Origin of the sequence: Paraburkholderia sp. GAS32 (assembly GCF_050434225.1) — a bacterium.
Taxonomy (GTDB): Bacteria; Pseudomonadota; Gammaproteobacteria; order Burkholderiales; family Burkholderiaceae; genus Paraburkholderia; species Paraburkholderia madseniana.
The window spans coordinates 225,472-247,967 of sequence record NZ_JBNPVS010000009.1; the positions used below are offsets into that span (position 1 = coordinate 225,472).

A 22,496-nucleotide genomic window follows, 5' to 3' on the forward strand; every position below is an offset into this window, starting at 1 on the left:
ATGACAACCGCCGCGCAGTCCACCAGCCTTCCGTTGCAGATCGCGATCACGACCGGCGAGCCTGCCGGCGTCGGTCCCGAGCTGACCGCGCAGGCGCTGGCGGGCGCGGCGACGCATTGGCCCGGTGCGGAGTTCACCGTGCTGGGCGATGCGGATTTGCTGGCTGACCGCGCGCGTGCGGTAGGTGTCGATTGGGCTCTTCTGGTGGCGGACGGCAAGCGCGTGCGGGTGCAGCATCGGCCGCTCGGCGCACCCTCGCTGGCCGGCAAGCTGGACGCCGCCAACGGCCGCTACGTGCTCGATCTGCTCGACAGCGCGATCGATGGCGCCATGGCCGGCACGTTCGACGCCATCGTTACAGCGCCGCTGCAAAAAAGCACCATCAACGATGCCGGTGTGCCGTTCACCGGCCACACGGAATATCTCGCCGAACGTACGCACACGCCGCGCGTGGTGATGATGCTGGCCGGCACCGGCAAGCGTCCGTTGCGCGTTGCCCTCGCTACCACGCATCTGCCACTCAAAGACGTGTCCGCCGCGCTGACGATCGAAGGTATCGTCGAGACGCTGCGCATCGTCGATCACGATCTGCGCCACCACTTTGGTCTGCCTGCGCCGCGCATCCTCGTGACGGGGTTGAACCCGCATGCGGGCGAAAACGGTTATCTGGGCCGCGAGGAAATCGAGGTGATTTCTCCCGCTCTGAAGCTCGCGAACGAGCAGGGCATCGACGCGCCTGGCCCCTATCCGGCGGACACCTTGTTCCAGCCGCGTTATCTGGAGCAGGCCGACTGCGTGCTGGCGATGTTCCACGACCAGGGCCTGCCGGTGTTGAAGTACGCAACGTTTGGCGAAGGCATCAACATCACGCTCGGCTTGCCGATCATCCGCACTTCGGTCGATCACGGCACCGCGCTCGATCTGGCCGGCACCGGCCGTGCCGACTCGGGCAGTCTGATCGCCGCGATCGATACGGCGGTTTCGATGGCACAACACCGCCGCGCGGGCTGAGCCAGCGATCGCGGCGCGGTTTCGTCCGCGCTTCCCAGGGTCTTCCGGGTGCTTGACGTTTGCGCGATCGTTGCGCATTCGTTGCGTGTATTCCTGGTTTGTTCCAATTCTTAGGCAGTTCTTTTTTTAGCGTTTCTTCGATGTCCACCAGCAGACAGCAACCGGGCCGGCACCAAGGCCATATCGCGCGCAAGCGTTTCGGACAGAATTTTCTGGTCGATATGGGCGTGATCGATTCGATCGTCGACGTGATCCGGCCGCAGCGCGGCGAGCGCATGGTCGAGATTGGGCCGGGGCTCGGCGCGCTCACCGAGCCGCTGATCGAGCGTCTGGCGACGCCCGAAGCGCCGTTGCACGCCGTCGAGCTGGATCGCGATCTGATCGGCCGCCTCAAGACAAAATTCGGCGACCTGCTCGAGCTGCATGCGGGCGATGCACTCGCGTTCGACTTCGGCACGCTGGCCGCACCTGGCGAGAAGGCGTCGCTGCGTATTGTCGGCAATCTGCCGTACAACATTTCGAGCCCGCTGCTGTTTCATCTGACCGCATTCGCGCATCGCGTGATCGATCAGCACTTCATGCTGCAGAACGAAGTCGTCGAGCGGATGGTGGCGGAACCGGGCACCAAGGCGTTCAGCCGCCTCTCGGTGATGCTGCAATACCGCTACGTGATCGACAAGCAACTCGACGTGCCGCCTGATGCATTCAACCCGCCGCCGAAGGTCGATTCGGCGATCGTGCGGATGATCCCGTACGAACTGCATGAACTGCCGGCCGTGGACGAGCGTGTGCTCGGCGAAGTGGTGACGGCGGCTTTCTCGCAGCGCCGCAAGATGTTGCGTAATACGCTGGCCGCGTTTCGTGACTCGGTGGATTTCGAGGCGCTGGGCTTCGATCTGCAACGCCGCGCTGAAGATGTACCGGTGGCCGAATATGTGCGCGTCGCGCAGATCGTGGCGGCTTCGCCTGCGCGCGGCGCCGCGGCCGCGGAAACCGGGAATGACGACGCCTGAGTTGCGTTGCACGGTCTTGAAGGAAGCGCGCTGCGTCCTGCAGCGCGCGTGAAACATCCCACGTCTTAAGCGGCGACCCGCTTCGCCGGCAGATTGACCAGCGCGATGCCGGCCAGCACCAGCGCCGCGGCCATCAGAAAGCGCAGGCTGAACGACTCGCCCAGCAACAGCACGCCGAAGGTCACGCCGAACAACGGCGTCAGGAACGAGAACACCGACAGGCGCGACGCGATGTAACGCGTCAACAGCCAGAACCACAGCAGATAGCTGACGAACGCCACGATCACCGCCTGGTAGGCGAGGCTCATCACCGCCAGCGGCGTGACGGTTTCCACACGTGCCTGCCCGAGCCCCAGCGCGAGCGCGAGCAGCACTACCGCCGACACCGCCAATTGATAGAACAGCGTCTTGCTCGCGCTCGTGTAAGCGAGACGCGTGGCGCGCACCACCACGGTCGTCGCGGCCCATGTGATCCCGCCCAGCACGCCGAGCGCGTCGCCGGCGACGCCCTTCAGCGTCGAGCCCTGCGCCCCGTGGCCATGCGGGAAGCCGTCGGCGAACGCCAGCGCCATACCCGCAAACGCCACCAGGATGCCGAGCCACTGAATGCGCCGGATCCGCTCGCCGTCGACGAACCAGTGCAGCCCGAGCGCCGTAAAGCACGGTGCGGTGTACAGAAAGACCGCCATACGCGAAGCGCTGGTCAGCGTCAGGCCAAGGAAAATGCACACGAACTCGCCCGCGAACAGCACGCCCGCGAGCAAGCCGGCGCCCAATGTGCCGTCGTCGCGAAAGAGCGGCGTACCGCGCGAGCGCGCCCAGCCCCATACGAGCACAGTCGCGATTGCCGAGCGCAAACCCGCCTGGAATACCGGTGGCAGTGCCGCGTTGGTGCTCTTGATCGCGACTTGCTGGAGTCCCCAGATCGCGCACAAGCCGATCATCAGCAGGATGGCGAAGCTATCCAGGGTGCGGCGCGTGGGCCGGGCGGTGGTGCTCATGGATTTTGTTGGGTCGCTGCCATAAGTCATACGATATCAAAGCCATCTGCCCCGCAATGCGATGACCCCATCGCCTACGCGTGCTTCTTTCAGGCTGCAAGCACTTCGATGACATAACAACACTTACGTCAGACTATTTTCTGACAGCCCCTATTTCGCGCTAAGGTTCACCCACGCGCATTTCGTCAGCTTATTCAAACAGCCTGAATTGGCTGTCGTGCAAGGTTCCGACGCGGACTTCGCATCCTGCCTGTCGATTTGCGCGGCCTCAAATGAACAGCGTGCCGGTACTTTGCAGCAGACGTGGCGGTGTCGAAATATCCGTGAAAAGCGGGAATCTGTATGAGGAGACGAAATGAAGCGCGTAAGCAGGTGGGCGATGGCAGTCGTGCCGGCGGCACTGGCGTGTCAAATGGCGCACGCTCAGTCGAGCGTGACGCTCTACGGCGTGATCGACGAAAGTGTGCACTACCTGACCCACGCAAACCAGGCCGGCGATTCGTCGATCGGACTCGGTAACGGCGGCATGACGGAAAGCCGCTGGGGGATAAGGGGCGTCGAGGATCTGGGCGGCGGCTGGTCTACGTTCTTCAAGCTCGAAAACCGTTTCTACATGAATACCGGCCAAAGCGATCCCACCTTGCCGTTCTTCAATGAGGCGCAAGTGGGTGTGCGCTCGGATTCCCTTGGCCAGGTGATCTTCGGCCGTCAGTACAACGTGATGATCGAAGGCATTACCATCGGCGGCTACGGCAGCAATATCTGGATTCCGTACGATTTCAACTTCCAGCCGGAAGTGACGATGACAGGCGGTATCTGGACCAGCAACCAGGTGCAGTATCAGGCGAAATATAACGGTTTCCATGTTGCCGCCGGCTATGCATTCGGCGGCAACGCGGGCAATTCGTACGGCAGCCAGATCGGCATGGCACTGGCTTATGCACCGGGTGGGCCGTTCACCTTCGGCGGCGCGTATCAGGAGTCGAAAGATTCGGTCAACGGCGCCGCCGCTAAAGCGTGGACCTTCGGCGGGTCGTACACGTGGAACCTGACCCGGTTCTCCGTCGGCTATATCGTCAATCAGAATGACGCCGGCTTTTCGAATTTCGCCAACGGGCCGTTCACCGCGCCCGCGTTGGCCGCGCTCAAATACACGGACTTTTCGCGGCGCCGCATGATCATGGGCGGCATCACGCAGCAGGTCAGCAACAAGTGGCACTTCGCAGCGAATGTCTGGCGCACGCTGCAGGACGGCAAAACCGCCGCGCAGAACGGTTCGGCATGGCAGTACCAACTGGTCGCCGACTACAACCTGTCCCTGCGTACCGATATCTATCTGGAAGGCGATTATTCGCTGTACCGGGGCGACCTGATCGGAGCGCAGTTGCAGGGCGTCAACGGTATCGGCCTTGCGCAGAAGGGTAGCCAGATCGGTCTGATGGCCGGCATGCGGCATCAGTTCTGAACCCTTACCAACTCCAGCGCGCGCCCAGATTGCCCTCTACCGTGCTGCGGTGTTCGCCGTTCACGTTCATGGCGTAACTCGCGGTGGCGAATACGCTGCCGCGCGCGCTCAAATGCGCGACCAGGCCGATGCCGAACTGGGCGGCCGTGGCGGCGACATCGGTGGGAATCACGGTTGTGCCGGCGAAGGTCGCGCTATCGGTGCCATTGAAATAGCGCCACAGATTCGCGCGCAGATAGGGTTGCCATTGCGCACCCGCGCCTTCGAAGCTGCCTTGCAGGCGTAGGCCGAGCCGACCGACGAGGCCGTTTGCCGCGTGAAACGATACGTTCGAAATGCTGTCGTTGAGATCGTTGATCGATGCGTGCTGCCAGATCAGTTGTGCTTGCGGTTCGAGACTGAGATTGGCGCGCAGTGGAATCGGCAAGCCGCCTTCCAGCGAGGTCGTCACGGCATGCCCATGCGTGCTCGCACCGATGCCCTGATTCGACGATGGATCGAGCGTGAGAGAGCTACCCATCACGACCGCATCGGTGTACCAGCCGCCCGGACCGATGTGCGTCCAGTAGGCGCCTGCGCTGTAGGCATTGATCGACAGCCGCCCGGCCGACAGATCGGGGAAACCGAGCGCGAAACCGTTCACGTCGCCTTGCGCGCGGGCAAAGCCGATGAAGAAGCCGTAGTGATTGCGATGGCCGCTTGCGCTGCGATCCGCGTAGATATCCTGGCCCACTTGCACGCCGGCCATCGTGCCGCTGAATTCGGGGTTGGCGGCGCCACTGTTGCTCTGTGAGGTGTGCTCGCCCCAGACACGCGACCATGCGGCGGCGAGCGGGCCGCTTTCGTTCAACAGCAACTGATCGCCCTGGCGGTCATGGAAGGTACCCGCCCGGACGAGACGGACTTGCTGCGGCTCATTGATAATTTTGTATGGTTACCGGGACACTCACCTCTACGAGCAGAACCATGAGTGCAACCTGCGATTTCCGACCGAAGTAATGCACCAGATGGCCGAGTTCACCAAGCTATTTGCGCGCGCCTGGTCGCTGGAGCCACGCGTTTACGCCACCGCGGTGGGTCGCGGTGGCGTACGCTCTAGAGTGAAAGACTAGCCGTCCTGCTGGCACGGGTTACCCGTTGGTGTTCAGCGCTCGCTCGGCCTGATGGCAGGGTCGTTTTCCACCACTTCATGGGTCGCAGACCAGTACGGCTGCCGGTTATAGTAGCTGTACGTTGACTCTCCCCACTTCGCATCCGCCATCGTCGGCCAGTGGTCCTTGTCGAAACCCGGGTCGTCCTTGAGGCGCTGTGCGGCAATGTCGACGACGAAGCACTTCTCGTCCGTGTCGAGAGTTAATGCACTCCACGGGATGGCGTGCAGGTTAGAACCCATTCCGAGGAAACCGCCCTCAGAAAGCACGGCATAGGCGATGCGTCCATTCCGGACGTCCAGCATGATGTCTGAAATCTTCCCCACGTGTTCGCCGTCAGAAGACATGACCTTGTTCCCATCGAGCGTTGCTGCGGCCATGACATCCGGCCCCGGCCCTTCGCCCATACCACCGCCGACGATGCCGGCTCCGAGTTGGGTGCCACCTTGCGGGTTGATTGAGCCCATGATTTACCCCCTTCGAAAAAGGTACTGCAGTGGCGCGCAAGCGGTGTTCCCGAGCCGGCGGCGGCAGAAGTGGGGTCATTGCGAGAGTTTCGAGGGGGCGGCGTTGCTATCGCCATCAATGGGTTGCCCCCAGGTGAAGAGGACACCCCACTTCAATCCCGATGCTGGGGGCAACTTACTTGTCAGCGTTTTTTGTTGAGCGCAACCTGCGACAGTCTGTCGTTCAGATGCTTCCCGTTCAGGAGGTGACCATGCACGGCGTCGTTGTTGACGTGCGTTTCGACAATACACATCTGTTTCTCAACCTGTCCGACGGTCAGGCCGTGCGATTCCCACTGAACTGGTTTCCTGTTCTGAAGGTGGCGACGGCAACGGAGCGCGAGCATTTTGCCATTTCGCTGGACCGACAGCAGCTGTTCTGGCCTGAAATCGATGAGGACCTGAACGTTGCCGCGCTGCTTTCATTCCTGTCCAATACGATAAGGCGCGAGCGCTTCTACACAAGCTTCCGGCTTCGGGCTCACAGACCGCTCGGTTGATGGACGGGGCAAAGCGTGTCGAGCGGGGGCTCTTTTCCACGGAACCGGAAAATCAATGCCTGAGCGTTTGCCCGATGACATCTCGTGCATCGCAATTGCGTCCGCACCCGTTCCTTAGTCTGCGAAAAAGCGACCCGCCGCCTCCGCGGTAGAGGGTCAAGCGACGACGCCGGTTCTTCGTCTGTTCTCTTACGCCATTCCCCGTTGGCGTCGGCCCAAGCCTCTGCGGCTCTCATCGCAGCATCCCCTCAGGGAGTCGGTGTTGCGTCCATGTGTCTGCACATAGAATCATCTGATAAAGGTCGGACGAGCTCGGCGTGCAAGCAGGCTACGAAATGTTCGTCTATGAATTCGAAGGGCTGGATTTTCCAGTCGATGCCGCAACGTCCGCTGCTTAGCAGTTACGCGGGCGCCGGCTTGAGCCGGGAGTCCGGCATTGACGCTGGTCTGTCCGATGAACAACTTCGGGCGAATTATGCACAGATTTGCGAACAGATTTTGTGGATAACTCGTGCTTCCCGCAACGCAAGTGGATAAGTCTTGACTCCCATGTGTACGGACCAATGGCCAACTCTGCCCAGAGCTTTCCTGTGGATTCTCGAATCACATTCGTTCTTGAATGCCGCTCGGCCGCGACCTATCTTTGTGATGATTCCGCTTTCAGGAGATAACCATGAACCGCGCTGCGGTGGACGTGCATTTCGACAGCATGCACCTGTTTCTCGACATGTCCGACGGTCCGGCTATTCAATTTCCACTGGACTGGTTTCCGGTGCTGCAAGCAGCGACGGCAGCCGAACGCGAACACTTTGCCATTTCCCTCGACCATGAGCAGATATTCTGGCCTGAAATAGATGAAGACGTGAACGTTCCCGCGTTGCTTTCATATCGGCCCGAGAACGCGGGTCGCTAGCGTTCGACGTTGTGGTTTCAGGTAGCCCGCAGTTGCGTTGTTGGTTGACTGCTCCCACATGAGTTGGTGGCGGGCGCCGCGTACTACGCTGAACCATGTCCAGTGAAGGTAGCTGTCCCGTGTTGAGCAGGAGCAGTTGTGGCTGCGGTCGTGTTGAATTCCACCATCCTGTGTCCAGCGTGCGGACACAGGAAAGACGAGACGATGTCTGTCAACGCCTGTGCGTGGTTTTACGAATGCGAGCACTGCAAGTCGGTTATCCGGCGGAAACGCGGGGACTGCCGCGTGTACTGCTCGTATGGCACCAACAGGTGCCTCCCGATGCAGCAGTCAGACTCATGCCGCTCGGGCTAGGTCAGATGAAGTGTGTTGCTGCGACTCGAGAGCGTCGAGTCGCGCTTGCGCAATCTCGTCCGGGTGTTCGCAGTGGTACGCGTTGAACAACTGTGAGCATAGCTGAGCAAGTGAAGCAAGGTCTACGGACTGGTCTGCATGCTCGACTTCGCGCGCGTTGAGTACGTCATCGAGAACCGGAGCGAGACGGCGCAGTCGCACAAACGTGCTGGCGTCTAGTTTCATGTTGAACCTCCTGTGGCCAGACTGTGCAGTTCACCGAGTCGGCCAGCACCAAGGCGATGCTCACCATCCGTATGCCTGGCTCGTTAAAAATGTCGTTTGCATGCAACGAGTTTCATGATGTCTCTACCCGGAAGGGGTAGCAATGCAGGACCGGCATAGGTCGGCACCCCCAGTCCACAAGGCAATGTCCTTATATTGACCTTTTAAACTGACCGTGTGCTGACCGGCAGATTACGATTCTGTCATCTGCGCCTCCGCGGTCACTCCTCGATGGGACGCGCGGCTACCCGCATCGCTGCGAAAAAGTGAATGGTTAGCCTTAGTTAGTGGCCAAGAGTGAGAGCTAGACCTGGCGGTGCGCGTATAGACCTAGACGGTAAAGCCGACAAACGGTTTTCCCATAGCAGGGCAAACCGTTCTCTACCGGAGCCTGCGTTGTTCGCGCGCGATGCTTACCCGTGCGAGCGCTCGTGATGGTGAAGCTGATGATGGGGAGGTTGATAATGGTGCCGCACAGAGGCGTGCCGGTCGTCGCGGTGCTCGCAACGCCAAGGGTTTGATGATGCGTGTCTGAGTTCAACGTTTAACTGCCAATAACGGTCCCACAGGGTTTGCCGGCGCAATTGAATGCCCATTGTACGGAATGTCACTAGCGGTTCGGGAAATCGCACCTGGGAACGCGACACGCTCGTAAGCCGTTGGCTCGCCAGCGCGCCATTCCGGGTTGCGGCCAGGTTGGACGTAGTGGGCGGTGGAACACCGGTGCTGGTCCATCGGCCCCGAGTTATAGCGTACTTCACGGATTGGGCTGCTCCCCGGGCAACTCAGCACCATGCGCACGAATCGCTGCAATCAACTCTGCGGCAGTAATCTCGTAGCGTATTTCGCGATGAATGCCAGGCTTCCGTTGGTCGACGTCGATGAGCAGGACGGCCTTGCCGTCTGCCGCTGCTTCCAAGCGCAAGACGCGCACGTCTTGGCCGGTCGTGTCGTCTCGCTCAGTCATCAGAATCATCGTGCCTGTCGCACCGTTGATACGCATGAAACATCTCCCATTGCTTGCATTTCATCGGGGTTCGATTGCCCGGCCGAACATTCGTCGCGGCGTCGGCTGCACCCACCGGCCAAGTTGAGCTACGACGCTGCCTGCTGCGGGACGTCACAATCAACGGGTGAACCGGTGACGAGCTGCATGCTACAGATGCGTCGCTGTCGAATTTTCGCCTGACGTGCGGGACATGAGGATGTCAAACGCTTCGCGCGCGTCTTTCAGTTCTTGCATCGAGACTTCGAACGCCACCAGCTCCAGCGTCGACGGCTGTCCGTCTCCATCCGAAGCAAAGCGCGGTTTAAGAGCGGTCAGCGCAGCTTGCACTGCGTGAGCCGCATTCACCACTCGTTCCAGCGCAAGTGCTTCATCAGTTGGCTTCCTTACTGTGAGCATATGGCTCCTTGCGACAAAATAGCGCTACCCAAGGCGCGATTCCGGCCGCGTGCACCTCCAGCGCCGAGAGAACGCATACATGATAAACACCCGGTAGTATTAGCACCGCTGTGGCTGGGCGCGGCCGCTCGGTCCGGGCGGAGCGAGCGGCGACGTCTAACGCAATCACACGGCACTTGTGTAAGCACGTATTGTTAGCTCCTGCTCTCAGGCGGGAACACGCGCCAGGTACCGTCATCGTGCCGGAAGAAAAAGAGTGCAACCGGGCCTTCGGGTCGCAGTGCCTCAACGCATACATAACGTCTCCCATTAGAGGCTGTGCGACCGAATCGGGTTACCCGAACTGGCGTCGCGGAAGTTGGCGTCAGCCATTTTTCAACCAGCAAATGCAAAGACTTTTCTGCGGTGGTCATCCGCTTCTCCTTCAACCTCGCTCCCGTTGGTTCGGTCGTGCCCCATTGGACTTGGCATGACGAAGTTTCGGCCACAAGGAGTCTGGTCAAATCGCATGATTGACAGTGGAAGCAACGCAACGAAGCAACGGTCGCTACCCGCGCAACCATGCCTGCAAATTTTTAGCTCAGGCCACTGCTCCATGACGCCGTCCGAGGCGCGCTGGACGCCGCCGTGCTCCAGAAGGCCGCGCGCAAAAAAAAGCGAGCAGGGGCTCGCTTGAAGAATTAGACGACGGTGGCCGACGTCAAAAACGCTGTTACTCCTCAGCGGCGGCGACTGGTACAACGGCCTGTCGAGTCCGCTTGGCCGAGGCCGACGACGCAGCGCTAACATTGCTTTCGGCAATCTCAACCGCTTGCTTCGTAGCGTTTTTGGCAGCTTCATACGTCGTGCTGGCCGTTTCGCTGGCCGTCGTGATGAATGTCTTCCATGCTGCCACGGCGGTTTCGCTTCCGGCCGGTGCGTACTTCGCGAACTTGTCGACGAACTCTTGCGTCTCGCGATAGTACTGCTGGAACTGCGCTTCAGCCGCCGCCGCGAATTCACCTTGCGTGCTGGAGATGATTTCGTACACGTTACGGCCGTACGACTGCGCTTTATCTGTCACGGACTGCGTATAGCTGGCCTGCAGAGCGAACAAGTCCTGTGGGTCTTTAACCGAAAGCGCCTTGGCCGTGATTTCCTGATTTTCGGTGAGCGTCGATTTGACCGCTTGCAGGTTCAGCTCAACCAGCTTTTCAATGCCACCGAAAAACTTGCTCAGGAGTCCGGATATTGTTTCGAAAACGACCTTCTGCGCCGCGAAAAGTTGTTCAGGGGCGAGACTGCTCATCACTAACTCCATAAGGGTGGACGTGGCAAGTCTTCGGAACACCGCCGAACGGCATTACAAACGACGAGCCACGGAGTAGGAAAGTTGGTGCGATGCAACATGACTCATTTTAGGACTGGGTGTGCGAATGTCAATCGTTTGCTGCGTTGCGGTGACGCGCGGCGTGTACCGGAGACGCTGAATGCCCCGTTGGTATTGGCGCACAACGGTGAGCCAGGGAAAACCCGGCCAACCCTTGGAGCCTTGCCTGGAGGTAATACATGAACATTTACCTAGGTGTGTGCAACGCCGCAAAAAAGGGTTGCAGTCAGCCGGCCGAAGCCGTTATGGAGTGCTGTCTAACTCGAAGCGCAAAGTCGTTGGCGGCGCGTGCGTCTAGGTGTGAGTGAAGACGACGTGCAATATTGGCGACGCGGAATCACTGTTCCGCCGCTGAACGCCTGTACGCGTCTCGCCGCCGTTCTCAATCTCGACGGTTACTGGCTTTGCAACAGGGCAGACCCATGTCGCCTAGTCCGCTCTTCGTGGGAATCTTTGGCTCACGAGTTGGTACCCTGTGAGTCCAGATGCGTCCTGGTGCTCGCACCTCGGTCGGCGTGGCGCCCGCGACGATTCATCTGCGGTCTTTCACGCGAACATAGATGGCAGGGGAGTCCAGGTCGCCAGTGAGTTTGGTGCTCCACTGCTTCGTAGCGTTCATCGGAAAGTCCTCCGATATTGGGGACGATTGTTGCCAACCCCAGAGTGGCGCTCGCCGATGCAATCTCCCCTCGACCAGCGTTCATTCGTAGCCATGACGCGCGAACCAGTTGTCTTCCGTGTCGGCACGAGCATGTCGAAGGCAGAGCATGAAGGAGTCCGCCGTGCAGATTCTGGTTGCATCCGACCGCGGCCCCGCCCATCTGGATTTTAGGGATATGCTGCGTCTAAATGACATCGCGACTCGTGTCTTTAACCTCTTCACTTGAAGTGAACTTCGTCGGACACGTTAGCCCCAGTTCTTACGGGACTCTTTTATTGGGACGGCCCGCTCGACGCAAGCGTCTCGGATGCCTGGTAACCCGATGGATTGGCAACGAGAGACAGCGCATTGATATGCATTGGATTAGCTCATGCAAAATGTTCTCGGAGCAGAGAGAGGCAATCTCGTGTAGCGTTGACTGCGCCCCGTCGGCATACAATGTCCGCCGAGTGTTCACTTCCTAATGAGGACGCGATGGCCGACAACATTGAGTCGAAGGTCATGCAGGGCGGCGAAGCTGCCGGACAATTTGATGCCGCGTGCAATCACGTTCGGCAACTGATGGGCGCGCGCTGCGCTGCCGTCATCGTTCTCGACAGCGACGCCGGCTCGGGATACTCCGTTGTGGGACCACTGGACGCACAGGTTTTGCTGCCTGACATTCTGCAACAGCTAGCGGTCACCCTCCGGAGACAACTCACGAAGAACTTGCAGTGAGAGCTATGAGCAAGAAGACCTATCGGGAGCTCTCGGCCGACCTGGCTGAGCTTGAGAAGCGCATTGAAAGCGCACGGCGTATCGAACGCGATGCCGCCATCCAGGAAATTCGCACATTGATGCGCGAATATGGTATCGCGCCGAGTGAGTTGGTTGGCCGGAAGCGTGGACGGCCTCCCGTCCCACCGCGATACAGGAACCCAGAAACCGGGCAAACCTGGACCGGATGGGGCACACGCCCCAAATGGCTGGATGGTAAGGACTCTCGGGAATTCCTTATCGTCAGGCCATGGTCTACAAGCACTCTGACGCAAACGCCCGAGTCAACGGATGGAACCCACGCTTACAACAAACGTCGCGACGTCACCGCGACTTAGACAACCAACTGCATCACGACGTGAGACGATGGCTCGAATTTCCGCAACCTCAGCTAAACGTGGCCATCGATTCTTCAATGCGCCCGAAGCCGCGGTTCTGACGACCGAAGAGCGTCTCAGGGTCGGCACGGTCCTCTACCGGTGTTTCGCTGAGTTCGCGGAATGTCGTGACAAGGCTATGCCATGAAGCGGCCCACCTTATCTCCCTTAAGCGGACACCAGTGGTGTCGGTAATTCGCAAGACACCAGTGTCAGGGAAGAATGTGAGCGTGACGGCTATGCCGTCAATGACGCAGGTTGCAGTGCACGATTTCGTTGCCAGCACGTTTGTCTCCAGTGAGATGTAGTCTGAGCGCCACTCGAGTGACGGGCTGTCACAACGACGCAATGAGTATGCCCGGCAATCACCGCTCGCTCGTCTCGCTTGTGACACAAAGGCTTCATTGCGCTGCACCGGCGGGACCCGGTAAGCGGAGGGTGGAAAGGATGCCGCAGTGTTGGGCCCCGGCTAACACCATGAATCATGGTTGCAGACGCGAAGCCAACACTTGCAAATAGCCTGTGTTGCCAGGCGTGCAAAACATCGATATCCGTTCGCCGCAGCGCAAATGTGGCAGAGCTGGTCACCGCTGCACAGCGTCTAGAGCCGCATTGAATGTTCGTTGAACTGCAACGCTGGAGACCTATAACAGAGTGTGATGTGCGGACCCGTCGCGGCCCCTCGACGGGAGGTCTGACTTTCACCCTGAAGATGACCGAGCACGACATGCTGGTCCGACATCGTTTTGTGCGAGCACGACGAAGCGTGGAGATGCTGAAATGGAACAAGACGATTTCAGTGCTTTCGAGCACCAAGGTTGGGAGAAGGTCGCGCAGCCCTACCATGCGTATTTCGGCAACTTGACCACACAATCCAATAGCGCCCTGCTCGATGCACTGGAAGTCCGCCCGGGGGGCCGTTTCCTGGACGTCGCATCGGGCCCTGGCTATCTCGCTGCCGCGGCCGCGCAACGCGGCGCCGATGCTGTTGGTGTCGATTTCGCGGAGGCGATGGTCAAACAGGCCGGGCGCATGTATCCCGGGCTCACGTTCCGTATTGGCAGCGCGGAAGACCTGCCTTTTCCCGACGAGAGTTTCGACGCCGTTGGCATCAGCTTCGGGATGTTGCACTTCGCCCATCCGGAGAATGCACTCACCGAGACGTTTCGGGTGCTCCGCCCCGGCGGCAGGATTGGCTTCACTGTGTGGGCGACACCGGACAAAGCCGTCGGATTCGCGATGGTGCTCAAGGCAATCGAGGCGCACGGTCGACTGGATGTTCCACTACCCCCTGGGCCGCCGTTCTTCCGGTTCAGCGACTTGCACGAATGTGAACGCGTATTGGTCGCAGCGGGATTTGACGAGCCCCACGTCCAGGAAATCAGCCAGACGTTGCGTATCTGCATGCCGGAAACGCCTTTCGACCTGCTGATGCGCGGCGGCGTGCGCATCGCCGCAATTTTGAAAGCTCAGTCGCCGGAGGCCTTGGCTTTGATTCAAAAATCGGTGTCCGAAGACGCGGCCGCGTATCAAAGCGACGGAGAGATTCGAGTACCGATGCCGTGTGTGCTCGCCTCAGCGAGGAAGCCCTGAACAGTCGTTGGTGGGTAGCGAAATCCGGGTTATGTGGGCCGGTGCAAAAAAGGAGAAACTTTCGTTAGAGAGGAGGACCCTTAGCGGAGCTCGTACGTGGTTATCCGCCGGAAGTCGGGTCAACGGCGAGCCTGGTAAATTATGGCCATGGGCTCGAAGGAGGGCACTGTAGAGGCAGCCAACTTGGAATACGTTTGCCTGGTCGCACCGGCACCTTAGAAGGCAGGGGACACAGTCCTGAACGTCTTGCAAAGAGTCGTCACGTTGGTGTCTTGTAATCCCCTCATCGCCGGACTATAACAAATCTTGCAACTCAGTCTTAATGCGGTTGCAGACTCATAAAGTCACCACGGGCAGACTTCAGTGCGACGCTTCAGCACCTATCTGCCAGCACTAAACCGCCAAGCAATGGCTTAGTGACGCAGTCCTCCCTCCTATAACGTTGGTCCTGGTTGCGGCAATCGCGCTTTGAATCAAAGACATTGCTCCGCGTTCTCGACCAACCAACCGACTCGATAGATTTCTCCCCGTCTCAATGAGGACGGAGGGCGCAACTCGCTTTTCGGATTGGCGGATGTGCCGCCGCAAGTATCCCCGAAACACTGCGGAGGAATACTTGGTCGCAATCAAGGGGTGAACATGAAAATGCGTCTGATAGCAGGAGTCGGCAGGAATTGGTTGCAGCAATGCGCGCAGCGCAGTATCGCGTCGGCGACGGCAGGAACGCCGAGCAGAACCTCGACCGTTTCCTCGCGCGTTGCCCGTGAGTTGAGACCGTACCAACTGCAAACACGTCGGCTCCGTTCGCGTGAGCCATTGCCTTGCGCGGCTTCCGCTAGGGAAAAGGCAGGCTAGGCCACCTGCCTTTTCTTCGATAGCCACGCGACTCGGTCCCACTCGTCAACAGAGCATTGCGGGCATTGACAATCGCGATGTTGGTTACATCTGCATTAGCGGGATGCGGGGGTGGCGAGAGTGCCGGTGCGGCCGGCTCCGCAACGACCCATGATTCGGTTTCGTCGACATCGGCAAACGGCGGATAGGACGCCTAAGGCAGCCGACGCCGCACTGACCGCGACGTTTGTGTCGTCACACGCAGTTAACAACGTATTGAATGGAGGCACCAAAATGATTGCAACTTCTCTTGTCTCTTCGCGCCGCGGCTTCCTGCAGCCAAAACATCGGTCAACTTATCGCAATGTATTGCGCTCCATCCTGCTGTCCGCAACGTTGGGGTTAAGTGCCTTGTCGGTCGGCCAATCCTCAAGGGCGCAGGAACTGTTCGTTGGCGACGTCGGGGACAGCTCAGTCAAGCATTTCGATGCCTCGAGCGGGACATATCTTGGCGCCTTCATTGCGCCGAAGACTGCCGGGCTGAAGGGACCCATGGGGATGATTTTTACGGGTGGGCAACTTGTGGTTGTCAACCAGAACCTGGGCACCGGCAAAAGCGGCGAGGTTCTGCAGTTCGACAGTGCGACTGGCACTTTTGTCGGCAAACTTGTCGCCTCGAGCGACCGAAACGCACCCTTTGCGCCGCGCGGCATCGTTCGCGGAGGGCGGGACAACGGCTTCTACGTGGCCGATATCGGTGACCAGGCTGGCAAGTGTGCCAACCAAGGCAACGTCAAAGAATATGACGCTGCGGGCGCCTTTCTAGGCAATCTGGACCGAAGTGCGTTTACCAACGAGTTCCATCCGCGCGGCGTGGTGTTTGGGCCGGACGGTCTTCTGTATGTCTCGGCACTGGGTTGCCTCGACCCGAAGGACCCGCTCTACAAACCGCTCATAGGATACATCTTGCGCTTCGATGCCCGCACCAAGGCATTTGTTGACATGTTCGCATCTAACACCAGTGTCCCGGACTTGCACCGCCCTGAGGGCCTGGTCTTCGACAGCGCAGGCAACCTGTGGGTTACGAGCTTCCGCGCAGCTTCCAGCGATAGCGATAAAATCCTCAAACTTGATGGCCGGACCGGCGTCCTTCTCGACGAGCTCATTTTATCGGCGCCGGGTGCCGCCAGGGCCTTCGCACAGGCAATCATTTTCGGGCCGGGGGCAATCTGTTCATCCCCATCACTGGCGGCGATGCCACGACAGCCGGTCAGGTGCGGCGTTGCAGCCCCACGACCAAGCTATGTGACGTCATCGTGCCGGCCAACTCCTCTGGTGGCGCACTTCAGCAACCGTTTTACTTAATCTTCAGGAACACCAATCCCGCGACACTTAACTACGAAGACTAGAAACTGCGTGAGGTATGGGCAGGGTTGGCCTGGCAGCTTGCCAGGCCTTGCGCCAGGCAGGTCAAAATGCGCTGGTAGCTGCAGCCAGGAGTGCAGCGCGCGAGGGTCCTCGGCGTTACAGCAGTACGGACGCCGGGAATGACCCCTCCTCCTGTTGCTTCAACTTCCTGCTGCTTCAATTGCAACCAACGATACGGTTCAAAACAACGCGGGGGAAGGCGGCGTAGATGGGCTCTATGACTTGTCGTTCCATGGAAACAAGTTTAGGAGTGGAAACGAAAATCTGATTGAGCGAAACGAGGGGCGTTCGGGGGGCAGTTCGGTGGATTGCGCGGAGGTTAGGTGCCAGCGGGTCGCTTCGGGCGACCAGAAGAAATGACACGCGCGGTCGTGTGCCTGGCGTCGGATGAGTCGGCGCGGACGGTAGCGATGCTGTCCGGGCTGAGCGTCATCGAAAATGGACGATGCCCGGCGAACCGGGCATCGTATGCTGCAGTGACGCGGATTTTCTCTTAAACCGGCGTGATGTTTGCGGCCTGCTTACCTTTCGGGCCCATCTTCACGTCGAAGCTGACCTTCTGGTTTTCCTGCAATGACTTGAAGCCCGCTGCCCTGATTTCCGAGAAGTGGGCGAACAAGTCCGCACCGCCATCGTCCGGCGTGATAAAGCCGAAGCCTTTCGCGTCGTTGAACCACTTTACTGTACCTGTTTCCATCATTCAATCCAACAAAGTGTAAAGAGCGCACCGAATTCCGTACGCCTGAATCTTGTACATATTGCAACAGCGGAAGTTACTGCCCGGCGCTCAACCACAGTGCTGAAACCGCTATCCAAGACTCCGACACCGAAGTTGTAGCCGATTGCGCAGTACGGGTCAATTCGGGAGGCGGTCTCAAATGTGAGGTGCATCACCTTATCTCGTATAAAGTATCGCCGTACACGAAAGGAAGCGCTACCAGCACGCTGGATGATTCAGGATTGCGTTCCCGTTGTTGGGTAAGCCGTGGGGGGTGTCCGGACGAAGTATGTTACTGCGACTCGAGGGCATCGAGTCGCGCTCGCGCAATCTCGCCCGGGTTTTCGCAGTGGTACGCGTCGAACAACTGTGAGCACAACTCAGCAAGTGAAGCGAGGTCCACGGCCTGGTCTGCGTGCTCGACCTCTCCTGCGTTGAGTACGTCATCGAGAACCGGAGCGAGACGGCGCAGTCGCACAAACATGGCGGCGTCTAGTTTCATGTTGGACCTCCTGTGGCCGGACGGCGGAGCACACCCTGAGTCGACCGGCCCCAAAGCGATGTTTCTCCTTCATTTGCCTGGCTCGTTGAATATGCCGGTTGTCGCTGCAACGAATTTCATGATGTCTTTCACCAGAATGCGGGCACACGATGCAGGACCGGCATGGGCCGGCACCGCGCTAGTCCGCATGACCGTGTCCCAATCCTACGCTCTATCAGCTTTCCTGGCGCTAACACGCCGGTTATGGTTCCTGTTGCCTGGCGCGCCGATGTGAACTGGCCTCAGCCAACGCCCTCGCACGCACACTTCTAGTGCAGTCGAGAGCCTGTTTCGGAACCGGGCAGGAGGTAGATTTCCGCCGACGAGCGGCGCGTCTCGTCGCGACGGATGTCTTTCGGCGAGGCCGACTCAGCAGCGGCTTCCTCCGTTGCCAGGCGCATCGTGTTGCGGGTGACGACCGCGCGGAGCGTCCTGCATTCATGGGCACGCTTGATATCGGACAGCAATCGTACGAGATGTCGCGTCGTGGTTCTCATCTCTTCCCCCTGCCGCAGTGCACAACAGACTTGAGAAACTACTTGAACCTTAGACTGTGAAGGGCTGCCTCGCAAGGAGATGGACGATTTCACCGCACACGTTCATGAAAATAGCAACAGCACGGCAACACCCATAGCCGGACGGGGGCAATCCACTGGCAGAGGTCACATTTTGGCTTCATCGGGATGTGGCCGACCCATCAGGTAAAGGACGAGCCGGGCTCGCCGCCTGTCCGAAAACGAACGCGAGTCGGTTCGCCGCAATCCCGCCTGGACAAAACCGAGTGATGCCAGCTTCGGCCGTGAAAGCCGCTTGAATGTTGCATTGCACACATAGATAATTGTTAAATCGCGGCAGGAGGGTATACGCTTAAGTACCTTCCCCGCGAGAAGCTCATGGACGTATCTCCTCTCCTGGACTGCAACGGATTGCTTACCACATGGCGTCACCTGACCACAGCGGTGGAAGCTGACTGGCAGGAGTGGTATGAGCTGGACGAGCGCGGTGAAGTGGTGACGGATTCGCGCCCATCGGCGCGGCGCCAGATTGCGCTCACGGACATCTACTGTCAGCTCACGGAGCAGATTGGACATCTTGCGGCCATGTCGGTGACCGTTACGACCCTGTCATTTGGCATCAGGGTCCCCGATGTGGTCTGGATGCCGTGCGAAAGATGGGAAAGTTTCGACCGCGACGAGCCGGTGCCATTCGTGCCCGACCTGTGCGTTGAGGTCCTTCTTGATAGCGATAGGGCGCAAGATATCGGCCGGAGGGTCAATGCCTATCTGGAAGGTGGCGCCCGCGAAGTCATGGTCGTTGGCCAGCACGGACAGGTTGAAATCTGGGGAACGACGGGTCGACGCCGAGCTTCAATCTTCGGCGTGACACTATTGCTTGACCCCATGTATTTCGAAGAAATTGACGTGCCCTCCGTTCTCAGCGTTCGTTGTTGAGAACGTATCATTCTCATGAGGTCCACAGACGGCGAACGTCACCAGCATTTCGACACGGCGACTCGTTCGCTTATATACCGCGCAACCATCATTCGACAAAGCCCTGGAGCGGGACGTGAAATTAGCTGCTGGTCGAACCAGCGAACGGACTGTTTCATTCCAACGCTGGCGCGTGCCTTCTTTCCGGCATTCATTCTTGAACGCCGCTCTGCCGCGGCCTATCTTTAAGTTGATTCACTTCAGGAGATGACCATGAACCGCGCTGCGGTGAACGTGCATTTTGACCGCGTGCACATGTTTCTCGATATGTCCGACGGTCCCGCCGTTCAATTTCCACTGGACTGGTTTCCCGTGTTGCAGGCCGCCACGGCAGCCGAGCGCGAACACTTTGCCATCTCCCTGGACCATGAGCAGATAATCTGGCCTGAAATAGATGAAGACGTGAACGTTCCAGCGTTGCTTTCATATCGGCCCGAGAACGCGGGTCGCTAGTGTTTCGCTGTTGAGCGTATTCTGCCTGGACCAGCAGCGTACGCGTGAGCGTTCCGATATCACGGCTGTGGGGCGATTCGTCACACCCCACATACACACGCGGCTCGGGCGTCAATGCCGCGAGTCAAAGGCTCTTCCGGCCTGCCTCCTTGCGCATTCCAGGCCCCAGGTAAACAACTGGATACGACTGGCAGGTGGTGAGGGCGTTTCTGCCCGTTCAGGCCGACGCCCCCAAGTTCAGCCGATTTTTCGTAGCCCTGAACTCGTGACCAAAGGCCCGCCAATCTTAGACAATGCCCCGTAACTTGCCATCGGCACGATTCGCCAGGATGTACTGCAGCTTGTCGAGCGATAGTGGCTTGGTCAGATGGAAATCAAAGCCGGCCGCCAGTGCCCTCGACTTGTCTGATTCGGATGCATAGCCCGTGAGCGCTACCAGTATGACGTCGTCGAATCTGCGATTCAGGCGAACAGTTCGCGCAACTTCGAAGCCGTCAATTTCCGGCATCCCCACGTCGATGATGGCAACCTCAGGGTGCTTTTCAGACATCAGCCGTATGGCATCGCGCCCGTTGTCCGACGTTGTTACTTCATGACCTTCAAGCTCGAGCAAAACGCTCAGCGCCTTGAGCGCATCCTGATTGTCGTCAACGAGCAGGAGACGTGCCGGCTCGGGAGCTGCAGCGGTCGCGCTGGGGGCGCCTGCGTCTGTATCTGCTGTCGTCCGGGCTATCGGCAAACGGAGTGTCACAACCGTGCCTTTGCCCGAGCCTTCACTCTGGATTGAGATTGTTCCATGGTGAAGCTCGACCATCCGCTTTGCCACCGCGAGTCCGATTCCCAGGCCGCCTTCGGAACGCGCCTGGCCAAGGGCAGACTGCGCGAATAACTCAAAGACGTGCGGCTGGACCGCGCTATCGATGCCCATGCCGTTGTCAGTGACGTCAATAACAATCAGCCCGGGTGCTTCTTCGCGCGAGTTGTTTGGCTCGACGCGGACGTTGAGCTCGATGGTGCCTCCGACAGGTGTGTATTTCGCCGCGTTCGAAAGGAGGTTGCCCAGCACCTGGCTCAAGCGGACATGGTCAGCACGCACGGGGACGGGCTCGTCCAGCCCAGAGATTTTGAGTGTGTGCCTGCGGGATACGATGTGATGTCTGATGGCTGTCACGGCATCAAACGTAATGTCGCTGAGTGACGTGTCGCTGTGCTTGATAGCAAGCTTGCCATGTTTCAAACGGGCGGCGTCGAGCAGGTCATCGACCAGCGTGCGCAGATGCCTCATCTGGCGTTGCGCGATAGTCAGCACTTCGACGGCTCTTTCGTCTTCGGCGCAAAGTCGTTTTGCTGCACTTATGGCGCCATCGATTGGCGTCATCGGATTTCGCAACTCGTGACTCAGCATGGCGATGAATTCGTTATGCCGCCGGTCGCTCTCTTCACCGCTGTCGCGCGCATTGACGATGGTCAACGCCGAGCCGGCGAAAACGGCGAGGTTTGAGAGCAGTCTGACGTCTTCAAGGTCAAATCTGCAATCCTCTGTGTGTGACATCACCCATATCGCTCCTAGCTCTGCATTCTCAGCCGTGATTGGAACGACTATTCCTTCCGGAAGGTCGACTCCCGGAAACGCAAGACAAGGGAACCGAGCCTGAGGGTTGACGAATAGTTGCGGTGTCTCCGCTTCCAGGGTTACCGCGCACGGGCACTCGTCCCATGCGGTCGTATGGCCGCGCAGGCCAGCGCAGAGCCCGGCAACTGCGAGCCACCTGAAGACCCGATTGTCGTCAGGTCCTTCGACAAGACTGATGCCAGCGCTGCCAGCATGGCAAAGTGTCAGAGCCGTATCCGCGATGGCCTGGAGGAATTCGGAGCGCGGGCCGGCCTGAGCTCGAGCGAGTGCCACAAGCGCCCGGTTCTCGGCCGCATAATCTGCGGCGCGGACCGGCCTGCGGGCGAGCTCATCCGTTTGACTGGGCGCGCGATTGCTTTCCATGGCTGACAGAGCGACTGGAGAAATAGAGAAAGTTCGAAGGTCGGGATGCCGGGATGCTGCCAGCTCGACAGACGGGCGCCAGAGCGACGTTCTTCACGGCGGCGAATTTCACATTACGGGAGGGGCGGCGCAAGTCAACGAGGGTTCGTACCTGCTTGCCTGCTGGCAAAGGTGGGCTCAGGCCACAAAGGGCAGCGACTTGAAATTGTTTATGGCGTCGCGATGGTCGCCTGCATAAGAGGTTGCTTTGCGGCCAACTTCTGTCTGTTGGCAGTCGGCGGAAATACGCACCAACTGCCGTCATCGTGCCTGAAGAAGAACAATGCGCGCGCTCCGGCTGGTGACGACGTCTCAACGCACACGTAGCGTCGCCCATTCCATCCAGTGCTACTGAATCTGGTCACATGAACAGGTGTCGCGGGAGCCGGTGCGAGCCACTTTTCGACCTGACAACGCAGGGACTGCCCGCTCGTGTTTTTCATGTTCCGCTCCAGCAGTTTTCCCGTTCAGGTAACGGGACGGCTTCGCACCATTCACCTCCTTAACGCCGCAGACACCCACAGTGTTGACCAAGGGGTTGTGAGTTCTGAAACCGAATATTTGTAAGCGCGAATTAACGCACACCACAATGAGCCGGCGCGTAGGGCTAGATCATGCAGGAACTAATACGTCGCGCGGCTTGGCAACGTTGAACGGC

The 22,496-nt window shown here is 59.2% G+C and carries 25 protein-coding genes; 12 read left to right on the forward strand and 13 right to left on the reverse strand.

What is annotated here, in order from left to right; genetic code table 11:
- Together pdxA and rsmA are read left to right on the forward strand one after the other, a co-directional pair.
- Window positions 1-1,011, forward strand: a complete 1,011-nt coding sequence (pdxA, locus tag P3T25_RS14190; protein ID WP_154560538.1) for a 4-hydroxythreonine-4-phosphate dehydrogenase PdxA — start codon at window positions 1-3, stop codon at window positions 1,009-1,011.
- Between the two features lie 140 nt (window positions 1,012-1,151).
- On the forward strand, window positions 1,152-2,024 hold the full coding sequence (gene rsmA / locus P3T25_RS14195; protein ID WP_154560539.1) for a 16S rRNA (adenine(1518)-N(6)/adenine(1519)-N(6))-dimethyltransferase RsmA: 873 nt from the start codon (window positions 1,152-1,154) through the stop codon (window positions 2,022-2,024).
- A 65-nt stretch (window positions 2,025-2,089) separates the two neighbouring features.
- Here rsmA and P3T25_RS14200 read toward each other — a convergent pair whose 3' ends face one another.
- On the reverse strand, window positions 2,090-3,025 hold the full coding sequence (locus tag P3T25_RS14200; protein WP_429358264.1) for a DMT family transporter: 936 nt from the start codon (window positions 3,023-3,025) through the stop codon (window positions 2,090-2,092).
- Between the two features lie 355 nt (window positions 3,026-3,380).
- Between P3T25_RS14200 and P3T25_RS14205 the strand changes: the two genes are divergently transcribed.
- Window positions 3,381-4,490, forward strand: coding sequence for a porin (locus P3T25_RS14205; RefSeq protein WP_154560541.1), 1,110 nt, complete (start codon window positions 3,381-3,383; stop codon window positions 4,488-4,490).
- A gap of 4 nt (window positions 4,491-4,494) precedes the next feature.
- Here the strand turns inward: P3T25_RS14205 and P3T25_RS14210 are convergent, their stop codons facing one another.
- Together P3T25_RS14210 and P3T25_RS14215 are read right to left on the reverse strand one after the other, a co-directional pair.
- Window positions 4,495-5,415: an autotransporter domain-containing protein gene (locus P3T25_RS14210; RefSeq protein ID WP_168435700.1), complete on the reverse strand. Its 921-nt coding sequence runs from the start codon at window positions 5,413-5,415 to the stop codon at window positions 4,495-4,497.
- Between the two features lie 219 nt (window positions 5,416-5,634).
- The gene (locus tag P3T25_RS14215; RefSeq protein WP_154560543.1) at window positions 5,635-6,108 is read right to left on the reverse strand and encodes a PRC-barrel domain-containing protein; all 474 of its coding nucleotides are present in this window, start codon (window positions 6,106-6,108) and stop codon (window positions 5,635-5,637) included.
- A gap of 251 nt (window positions 6,109-6,359) precedes the next feature.
- On the opposite strand from P3T25_RS14215, the gene P3T25_RS14220 reads away from it, so the two are divergent.
- The 3 genes from P3T25_RS14220 (at window position 6,360) to P3T25_RS14230 (ending at window position 7,914) form a co-directional block, all read left to right on the forward strand.
- Entirely contained in the window at window positions 6,360-6,647 is a 288-nt protein-coding gene (locus P3T25_RS14220) for a DUF2442 domain-containing protein (RefSeq protein WP_154560544.1), read from the forward strand.
- Between the two features lie 673 nt (window positions 6,648-7,320).
- Window positions 7,321-7,560, forward strand: coding sequence for a DUF2442 domain-containing protein (locus tag P3T25_RS14225; RefSeq protein ID WP_266238473.1), 240 nt, complete (start codon window positions 7,321-7,323; stop codon window positions 7,558-7,560).
- A gap of 150 nt (window positions 7,561-7,710) precedes the next feature.
- The gene (locus tag P3T25_RS14230; RefSeq protein WP_372342492.1) at window positions 7,711-7,914 is read left to right on the forward strand and encodes a GDCCVxC domain-containing (seleno)protein; all 204 of its coding nucleotides are present in this window, start codon (window positions 7,711-7,713) and stop codon (window positions 7,912-7,914) included.
- On the opposite strand, the gene P3T25_RS14235 is transcribed toward P3T25_RS14230, so the two are convergent.
- From P3T25_RS14235 to P3T25_RS14250, 4 genes are all read right to left on the reverse strand, one after another.
- Window positions 7,897-8,139: a hypothetical protein gene (locus P3T25_RS14235; protein ID WP_154560546.1), complete on the reverse strand. Its 243-nt coding sequence runs from the start codon at window positions 8,137-8,139 to the stop codon at window positions 7,897-7,899. The two genes, P3T25_RS14230 and P3T25_RS14235, sit on opposite strands and share 18 nt — an antisense overlap.
- Before the next feature lie 796 nt (window positions 8,140-8,935).
- The gene (locus P3T25_RS14240; RefSeq protein ID WP_154560547.1) at window positions 8,936-9,181 is read right to left on the reverse strand and encodes a hypothetical protein; all 246 of its coding nucleotides are present in this window, start codon (window positions 9,179-9,181) and stop codon (window positions 8,936-8,938) included.
- A 153-nt stretch (window positions 9,182-9,334) separates the two neighbouring features.
- Entirely contained in the window at window positions 9,335-9,583 is a 249-nt protein-coding gene (locus P3T25_RS14245) for a hypothetical protein (RefSeq protein WP_154560548.1), read from the reverse strand.
- A 712-nt stretch (window positions 9,584-10,295) separates the two neighbouring features.
- Window positions 10,296-10,871, reverse strand: coding sequence for a phasin family protein (locus P3T25_RS14250; protein WP_154560549.1), 576 nt, complete (start codon window positions 10,869-10,871; stop codon window positions 10,296-10,298).
- Between the two features lie 1,216 nt (window positions 10,872-12,087).
- Between P3T25_RS14250 and P3T25_RS14255 the strand changes: the two genes are divergently transcribed.
- Window positions 12,088-12,330 carry a hypothetical protein gene (locus P3T25_RS14255; protein ID WP_154560550.1) on the forward strand — a complete coding sequence of 81 codons (243 nt, stop codon included), beginning with the start codon at window positions 12,088-12,090 and terminating at the stop codon, window positions 12,328-12,330.
- Between the two features lie 5 nt (window positions 12,331-12,335).
- The gene (locus P3T25_RS14260) at window positions 12,336-12,707 is read left to right on the forward strand and encodes an H-NS family nucleoid-associated regulatory protein (RefSeq protein ID WP_154560551.1); all 372 of its coding nucleotides are present in this window, start codon (window positions 12,336-12,338) and stop codon (window positions 12,705-12,707) included.
- A gap of 49 nt (window positions 12,708-12,756) precedes the next feature.
- Here P3T25_RS14260 and P3T25_RS14265 read toward each other — a convergent pair whose 3' ends face one another.
- The gene (locus P3T25_RS14265; protein ID WP_168435699.1) at window positions 12,757-13,032 is read right to left on the reverse strand and encodes a hypothetical protein; all 276 of its coding nucleotides are present in this window, start codon (window positions 13,030-13,032) and stop codon (window positions 12,757-12,759) included.
- A 494-nt stretch (window positions 13,033-13,526) separates the two neighbouring features.
- Between P3T25_RS14265 and P3T25_RS14270 the strand changes: the two genes are divergently transcribed.
- The gene (locus tag P3T25_RS14270) at window positions 13,527-14,339 is read left to right on the forward strand and encodes a class I SAM-dependent methyltransferase (protein WP_154560552.1); all 813 of its coding nucleotides are present in this window, start codon (window positions 13,527-13,529) and stop codon (window positions 14,337-14,339) included.
- Between the two features lie 1,128 nt (window positions 14,340-15,467).
- Complete coding sequence (locus P3T25_RS14275) at window positions 15,468-16,538, forward strand: hypothetical protein (RefSeq protein WP_429358265.1); 1,071 nt, start codon at window positions 15,468-15,470, stop codon at window positions 16,536-16,538.
- A 556-nt stretch (window positions 16,539-17,094) separates the two neighbouring features.
- Here P3T25_RS14275 and P3T25_RS14280 read toward each other — a convergent pair.
- From P3T25_RS14280 to P3T25_RS14290, 3 genes are all read right to left on the reverse strand, one after another.
- Entirely contained in the window at window positions 17,095-17,298 is a 204-nt protein-coding gene (locus P3T25_RS14280) for a cold-shock protein (protein ID WP_154560554.1), read from the reverse strand.
- 313 nt (window positions 17,299-17,611) lie between these two features.
- Complete coding sequence (locus tag P3T25_RS14285) at window positions 17,612-17,821, reverse strand: hypothetical protein (RefSeq protein ID WP_154560555.1); 210 nt, start codon at window positions 17,819-17,821, stop codon at window positions 17,612-17,614.
- Between the two features lie 308 nt (window positions 17,822-18,129).
- Window positions 18,130-18,357: a hypothetical protein gene (locus P3T25_RS14290; protein ID WP_266261264.1), complete on the reverse strand. Its 228-nt coding sequence runs from the start codon at window positions 18,355-18,357 to the stop codon at window positions 18,130-18,132.
- Between the two features lie 396 nt (window positions 18,358-18,753).
- Between P3T25_RS14290 and P3T25_RS14295 the strand changes: the two genes are divergently transcribed.
- Window positions 18,754-19,311: a Uma2 family endonuclease gene (locus P3T25_RS14295; protein WP_154560557.1), complete on the forward strand. Its 558-nt coding sequence runs from the start codon at window positions 18,754-18,756 to the stop codon at window positions 19,309-19,311.
- A gap of 252 nt (window positions 19,312-19,563) precedes the next feature.
- Window positions 19,564-19,803 (forward strand): DUF2442 domain-containing protein, encoded by a 240-nt coding sequence (locus P3T25_RS14300; protein ID WP_266261266.1) that lies wholly within the window; start codon window positions 19,564-19,566, stop codon window positions 19,801-19,803.
- A 286-nt stretch (window positions 19,804-20,089) separates the two neighbouring features.
- Here the strand turns inward: P3T25_RS14300 and P3T25_RS14305 are convergent, their stop codons facing one another.
- Together P3T25_RS14305 and P3T25_RS14310 are read right to left on the reverse strand one after the other, a co-directional pair.
- Complete coding sequence (locus tag P3T25_RS14305) at window positions 20,090-21,799, reverse strand: hybrid sensor histidine kinase/response regulator (protein WP_408518711.1); 1,710 nt, start codon at window positions 21,797-21,799, stop codon at window positions 20,090-20,092.
- Window positions 21,800-22,008: 209 nt separating this feature from the next.
- A complete protein-coding gene (locus P3T25_RS14310) occupies window positions 22,009-22,281 on the reverse strand; it encodes a hypothetical protein (RefSeq protein ID WP_166618190.1) in 273 nt (90 codons plus the stop codon).
- Window positions 22,282-22,496 lie beyond the last annotated feature (215 nt).